Here is a 7,169-nt window from a genome sequence, read left to right on the forward strand (position 1 = left end):
ACTTCAACCAGGCGGTGCTGCTGGAGGCGAAGGAAGGGGTGGAGGCGGGGCGGCTGGAGGAAGCACTGCGAGCGTTGGTGGAGCACCACGACGCGCTGCGGATGCGCTACGTGCGTGGCGATTCCGGTTGGACGCAGCACAACGCGGGCGTGGGCCACGGGCCCCTCCTGCAACGGCTCGACCTGTCATCGCTCGCGGAGGACGACGAGGCACAGCAGGCGGCGATGGCCGCCGCCGCGAAGGAACTCCACGCGAGCCTGCGGCTGGAAGAAGGACTGCTGCTGCGCGCGCTGTTGATCGAGCGCGGAGCGGGGCGGACGTCACGTCTGCTGCTGGTTGTGCACCACCTGGTGGTGGACGGCGTGTCGTGGCGCGTGCTGCTGGAAGACCTGGGCACGGCCTACGTGCAGCGGCGAGAAGGCCGCACGGTGGAGTTGCCGGCGAAGACGACCTCCTTCCAGGCCTGGGCGCGCAAGCTGGAGACGTACGCGCGAGGCCCGGAGCTGGAGAAGGAAGCCACCTGGTGGCTGTCGCAGTCGCGTGAGGTTCCCGCGCTGCCCGTGGACACGGTGGGCGAGAACACCGTGGCCTCCGCGCGCGGCGTGTTGGCGAAGCTGGACGCGGAAGAGACGCGGGTGCTGTTGCAGGAAGTGCCGGCTGCGTACCGGGCGACGGTGAACGAAGTGCTCGTGGCGGCACTGGCGCGCGTGCTGACGAAGTGGACGGGCCAGTCCCAGGTGCGCGTGGATGTGGAAGGCCACGGCCGTGAGGAGCTCTTCGCGGACGCGGATGTGACGCGCACGGTGGGCTGGTTCACGTCGCTGTACCCGGTGGTGCTGGAAGTGCCGGAAGCAGGCACGCCGGGAGACGCACTGCGCGCGGTGCGGGACACGCTGCGGCAGGTGCCGGGCAAGGGCGTGGGCTACGGGCTGCTGCGCTACCAGGGCCCCGAGTCGGTGGTGGCGAAGCTGAAGCAGACGCCGAAGGCGCAGGTGGCCTTCAACTACCTGGGGCAGTTCGACGCGCTGGCGGCGGGAGCGGGCGACTTCTCCCTCGCGAAGGAGTCCTCGGGCCCGGCGATGGGGGAGGGCGGACAGCGCGGACACGTGCTGGAGGTGAACGGGCTGGTGGTGGGTGGCCAGCTGGAAGTGACGTGGACGTACAGCGAAGGGCTTCACACGCGGGCGACGGTGGAGGCCCTCGCGCGGGCCTACACGGAAGCCCTGCGCACGCTGGTGGCGGGCCGTCAGACGGAGGACGCGGCGAGGTTCACGCCAGCGGACTTCCCCCTGGCGAAGCTGGACGCGCGCACGCTGTCGCAGGTGCAGGCGAAGGTGGACGGGTTCGAGGACATCTACCCGCTGTCACCGATGCAGCAGGGCATGCTCTTCCACGCGCTGCTGGCGCCGACGTCGGGCGTGTACTTCGAGCAGCTCTCCTGGGCCTTCCACGCTCAGTTGGACACGCAGGCACTGCGGCGCGCGTGGGAGACGCTGATTGCCCGGCACCCGGTGCTGCGCACGACGCTGTTGTGGGAAGGGCTGGAGGAGCCGTTGCAGGTGGTGCGCCGTCAGGCGTCGCTGCCGTGGCGGGAGATCGACTGCCGGGGCCTGTCGCCCGCGGAGCAGCAGCAGCGGCTGGAGACCTACCTGGAGCAGGACCGGGCCCAGGGCTTCGATCTGGTGCAGGGGCCCCTGATGCGCGTGGCGATGGTGCGGCTGGACACGTACGTCCACCGCATCGTCTGGAGCTTCCACCACACCATCCTGGATGGCTGGAGCCTGGGGCTGGTGGTCCAGGACCTGTTCGGCTGCTACGACGCGCTCACGCGAGGGCAGCCCGCGCTGGCGCCCTCGCGTCCGATGTTCCGGGACTACATCGCGTGGCTGCGGCGACAGGACCCGACCCGCTCCGAGGCCTACTGGCGCGAGCGGCTGGCGGGCTTCACCGCGCCCACGCCGTTGCCGCTCGACAAGGGGCCCGGTGCCGACGACAGCGAGTCCGTCCACCGGCATGGCTCCCAGGAGATCTCCCTCTCCGCGGAGGTGACGTCGGCGCTGGAGGCCTTCACGCGTCGCCACCAGCTCACCCTGGGCGCCGTGGTGCAGGGGGCGTGGGCCCTGCTGCTGCTCCGCTACAGCGGTGAGTCGGACGTCGTCTTCGGCACCACCGTCTCCGGCCGTCCCGCCGACCTGGCTGGGGTGGACGGGATGATGGGCCTGTTCATCAACTCGTTGCCGCTCCGGGTGCGGCTGGAGCCGGACGACACGCTCGTGTCCTGGCTCCAGGCGCTCCAGACGCAGCAGGTGGCGCTGGTCGCCCACGAGCACGGCCCGCTGGTCCAGGTGCAGGCCTGGAGCGAGCTGCCCCGGGGCAAGCCCCTCTTCGAGAGCCTCGTCGTCGTGGAGAACTACCCGCTCGACGCCTCGCTCCGGCAGCGCTTCCGGAACCTGGACGTGCGCGACTTCGACGGTCGCGAGCGGATGACGCTGCCGCTGGCGCCCGCCGTCATCCCCGGCGAGAAGCTGGGCCTGCGGCTGTCCTACCAGTCGTCGCGCTTCGACACGGAGGCCATGACCCGGCTGCTCGGACACTGGCGCACGGTGCTGGAGGGCATTGCTGCCGCGAAGCCGGACCTCCGCGTCACCCACCTGCCGCACCTGACGCTGGACGAGCGGCGTCAGGTGCTGAAGGACTGGAACGAGACCCGGGCGCCCCTGGAGGACGAGGCGTCGCTGCACGGCCTCTTCGAGGCGCAGGTCGCGCGCACGCCCGACGGCGTCGCGGTGGAGTGGAACGAGACCCGCTGGACGTACCGCGAGCTGAACGCGCGCGCGAACCAGTTGGCCCGGCACCTCCGGGGCCTCGGCGTGGGGCCGGAGGTCCGCGTGGGCGTGTGCCTGGAGCGCTCCCCGGAGCTGCTGATGGCGCTCTTGGGCATCCTCAAGGCGGGGGGCGTGTACGTGCCCATGGATCCCGCGTATCCGTCGCACCGGCTCGCCTTCCTCCTGGAGGACACGCGGGTGCCGGTGCTCGTCACCCGCGAGGAGATCGCGGACGAGCTGCCCTCGCGCGGCGAGCAGCTGGTGTGCGTGGACTCCGACGCCGCGAGCCTTTCGCGCCAGTCGTCCGAGGACCTGCCCCGGCTCGCCGGAGGCCGCAACCTGGCGTACGTCATCTACACGTCGGGCAGCACCGGCCAGCCCAAGGGCGCGCTCGTCGAGCACCGGGGCATCGTCAACACGCTGACCCGCGCCGTGCCGGACTTCGACGTGCGGCCCGGCACGCGCACGCTCCAGTTCGTGTCGATGAGCTTCGACGTGTCGCTGCTGGAGATCTTCGCCACGCTCACGGGCGGCGGAACGCTGGTGCTCGCGCCCCGCGAAGCGCTGCAACCCGGCCCGGAGCTGACGCGGCTGATGCGTGAGCGGAACATCACCACGTCGGTGCTCCTGCCTTCGACGCTGGCGGTGCTGTCCTCCGAGGACTTCCCCACGCTCCGGACGGTGGTGACGGGCGCGGAGGCGTGCTCGGCGGAGCTGATGGACCGCTGGGCGAACGGCCGGCGCTTCGTGAACTCCTACGGGCCCACCGAGGCGAGCATCACCGTGACGAGCGCGGTGTGCGCGCCGGGTTCGGGGACGCCGCCCATTGGCCGGCCGTATCCGAACGTGCGCGTCTACGTCCTGGACGCGGCGCGCGCGCCGGTGCCCGTGGGCATCCCGGGCGAGCTGTTCATCGGCGGGGCCGGCGTGGGCCGGGGCTACCTGGGCCGCCCTGAGCAGACGGCGGAGCGCTTCGTGCCGGATCCGTTCAGCGAGGAACCGGGAGCGCGCCTGTACCGCACGGGCGACCTCGTGCGCTACCGCGCGGATGGCCTGCTGGAGTTCGTCGGCCGCACCGACCATCAGGTCAAGGTGCGCGGCTTCCGCATCGAGCTGGGGGAGATCGAGGCCGCGCTGGCGGGTGCCGGTTCGGTGCGCGAGGCCATCGTGCTCGCCCGCGAGGACGTGGCCGGAGACCGGCGCCTCGTCGCCTACGTCGTGCCCATGGAGGACGAGCAGGTGGAGGCCGGGACGCTGCGGCGCTACCTGGACGACAAGCTCCCGGAGCACATGGTGCCCTCGGCCTTCGTCGTCCTGGACGCGATGCCGCTCACCCCGAACGGCAAGGTGGACCGCAAGGCCCTGCCCGCGCCGGACGCGGTCCGCTCCGAACAGGGACCGACCTATGTCGCGCCGCGCACGCCCGTGGAGGAGACGCTGGCCGCGACCTGGAAGGAGCTGCTGGGCGTGTCCCAGGTCGGCATCCACGACGACTTCCTGGAGCTGGGAGGACACTCGCTGCTGGCGACGCAGGCCATCTCCCGCATCCGCGCCGCGCTCGGGGTGGAGCTGCCGCTGCGCGCGCTGTTCGAGGCCCCCACCGTCGCAGCGCTCGCCGCGCGGGTGGAGGCCGCCCGGGAGCAGTCACTGCCCCGCGTGCCTCCGCTGACGCCCGCGCCGCGCACCGGCGTGCTGCCGCTCTCGTTCGCGCAGCAGCGGCTGTGGTTCCTGGAGCAGTTGGATCCGCAGGCCGCGCTCTACAACATCCCCAGCGTCCTGCGGCTGGAGGGCACGCTGGACGCGGCCGCGCTGGAGCAGGCCTTCAACGCGCTGATCCGCCGACATGAAACCCTGCGGACGACGTTCCACGCGGAGGACGGCAAGCCGTTCCAGCGCATCTCCGAAGCGCCGGCGTTCCTGCTGGAGGCGGTGGACCTGCGGGCGCTGGGTGAGGCCGAGCGTGAGCAGGAGGCGTGGCGGTTGGCCCGGGCGGACGCGGTGCGGCCGTTCGATCTGCTTCAAGGACCGCTGCTGCGCGTGACGTTGCTGCGAACCGGTGAGCGCACGCACCTGTTGCTGCTGACGATGCACCACATCGTCTCCGACGGCTGGTCCGCGGGCGTGCTGGTGCGGGAGCTGGTGGCGCTCTACGCCGCCCGTCTGGAGCAGCGCGAAGCCGAGCTGCCCGCGTTGCCAGTGCAGTACGCGGACTACGCCGTGTGGCAGCGGGACTGGCTGCGAGGCGAAGCGCTGGAGGAGCAGGTCGGATGGTGGCGCCGGCAATTGGACGGGGCCCCCGCCGCGTTGGAGCTGTCGACGGACAATGCGCGTCCGGCGACGCTGTCGGCGCGCGGCGGTTCGGTGCCCGTGCGGTGGTCCAAGGAGCTGACCGACGCACTGCGGGCCCTGGGCCGTCGCGAGGGCGCGACGCCGTTCATGGTGCTGCTCGCCGCGTGGCAGGTGTTGCTGTCGCGCTACAGCGGCCAGGACGACGTCAGCGTGGGCACACCCGTGGCGGGTCGCACCCAGGCGGAGGTGGAGGGACTCGTCGGGTTGTTCCTCAACACGCTGGTGCTGCGCACGCGGTTGGCCCCGGCCGACAGCTTCCGGCAGGTGCTGGCGAGCGTGAAGGAGACGACGCTCGGAGCGTTCGCGCACCAGCAGGTGCCGTTCGAGCGGTTGGTGGATGCGCTGCGTCCGGAGCGCGACCTGGGCCGCACGCCGCTGTTCCAGGCGATGCTCGTGCTCAACACGGAGGTGGACACGGAGCTGACACTTCGCGACCTCTCCCTGCGCCGGGTGGAGATTGAGACCCAGACGGCCAAGTTCGAACTCAACCTGTCGCTGAGCGATGCCCCGTCGGGCTTCCAGGGCGCGCTGATGTACAGCGCCGACTTGTTCGAGCACTCGACGGTGGAGCGGATGGTGGAGCACTTGCGGGTGCTGTTGGAGGGCCTCGCGGCGGACCCGGACGTGTCCGTGGGGGCGCTGCCGCTGCTGGGCCCCGCCGAGCGTCAGCAGGTGTTGAAGACGTGGAACCAGACGGCGGAAGCGGTGCCGTCCGAATGCATCCACACGCTGTTCGAGGCGCAGGCGAAGCGGGTGCCTGGAGCCGTGGCCGTGGTGGCGGATGGCCGTCAGCTCACCTACGCGGAGCTGGACGCGCGCGCGAATGGGGTGGCGAAGCGGCTGCGGGCGCTGGGCGTCGGTCCCGAGGCGCTGGTAGGCCTGTACGTGGAGCGCACGGTGGAGTCCGTCGTGGGCCTGCTGGGCATCCTCAAGGCAGGCGGTGGCTACGTGCCGATGGACACGTCGTTCCCGACGGCGCGAGTGAAGGCGATCATCGATGACGCCAGCCTGCGCGTAGTGGTGACGCAGCGGGCGTACGCGAACGCGGTGGCGAACCTGGGTTGCCAGACGCTGATCGTGGAGGACGTGGCCGCGGACACGACGCGTGTGGAGTCAGGCGTGCTGGGTGGAAACGCGGTGTACGCCATCTTCACGTCGGGCAGCACGGGACGTCCGAAGGGCGTGGTGGTGGAGCACCGGCAGCTGGCCAACTACGTGGAGACGATTCGGGGCCGGCTGAAGCTGGTGGAGGGGATGAGCTTCGCGTCGGTGACGACGCTGGCGGCGGACCTGGGGCACACGGCGGTGTTCCCGATGCTGTGCGGAGGGGGGACGCTGCACCTCGTCGCGAAGGACGTGGCGTCGGACGCGGAGGCGTTGGGCGCGTACATGCAGGCGCACCGGGTGGAGGGCTTGAAGGTGGTGCCCTCGCACCTGCGTGCACTCTTGAGCGGGCCGAATGCGAAGCAGGTGCTGCCGCTGAAGCGGCTGGTGGTGGGCGGCGAGGCGTCGGACAGGGCGCTGGTGGAGACGGTGCGGAAGCTTGCGCCGGAGTGCGCGGTGTTCAACCACTACGGCCCGACGGAGACGACGGTCGGTGTGCTGACGAACGCGGTGGAAGGGGCGTGGGACGAAGGCGCCGCGACGCTGGCGCTGGGGCGCCCAATTGGGAACGCGCGGATGTACGTGCTGGACGCGAGCGGGCGTCCGGTGCCGCGAGGGGTGGCGGGAGAGTTGTACGTGGGCGGGGCGGTGGTGACGCGCGGTTACGTGGGCCGTCCGGAGCTGACGGCGGAGCGGTACGTGCCGGATGCGTACAGCGAGGAGGAGGGCGCGCGGCTGTACCGGACGGGGGACAAGGTAAGGCAGCGGGAGGACGTGCCCGGAGACAAGCGGCTGGTGGGGTACGTGGTAGCGAAGGCTGGCCACGCGCTGGACAGCACCGCGCTGCGAGGCGAGCTGAAGGGGCGGCTGCCGGAGTACATGGTGCCGTCG

The 7,169-nt window shown here is 71.3% G+C and carries 1 protein-coding gene; it reads left to right on the forward strand.

Features of this window, described 5'->3' with window-relative positions; genetic code table 11:
- Nucleotides 1-7,169: non-ribosomal peptide synthetase (locus tag D7Y13_RS35540; RefSeq protein ID WP_120630936.1), on the forward strand; the 7,169-nt coding region annotated here is incomplete at both ends.

Source organism: Corallococcus praedator, assembly GCF_003612125.1.
Classification (GTDB): domain Bacteria; phylum Myxococcota; class Myxococcia; order Myxococcales; family Myxococcaceae; genus Corallococcus; species Corallococcus praedator.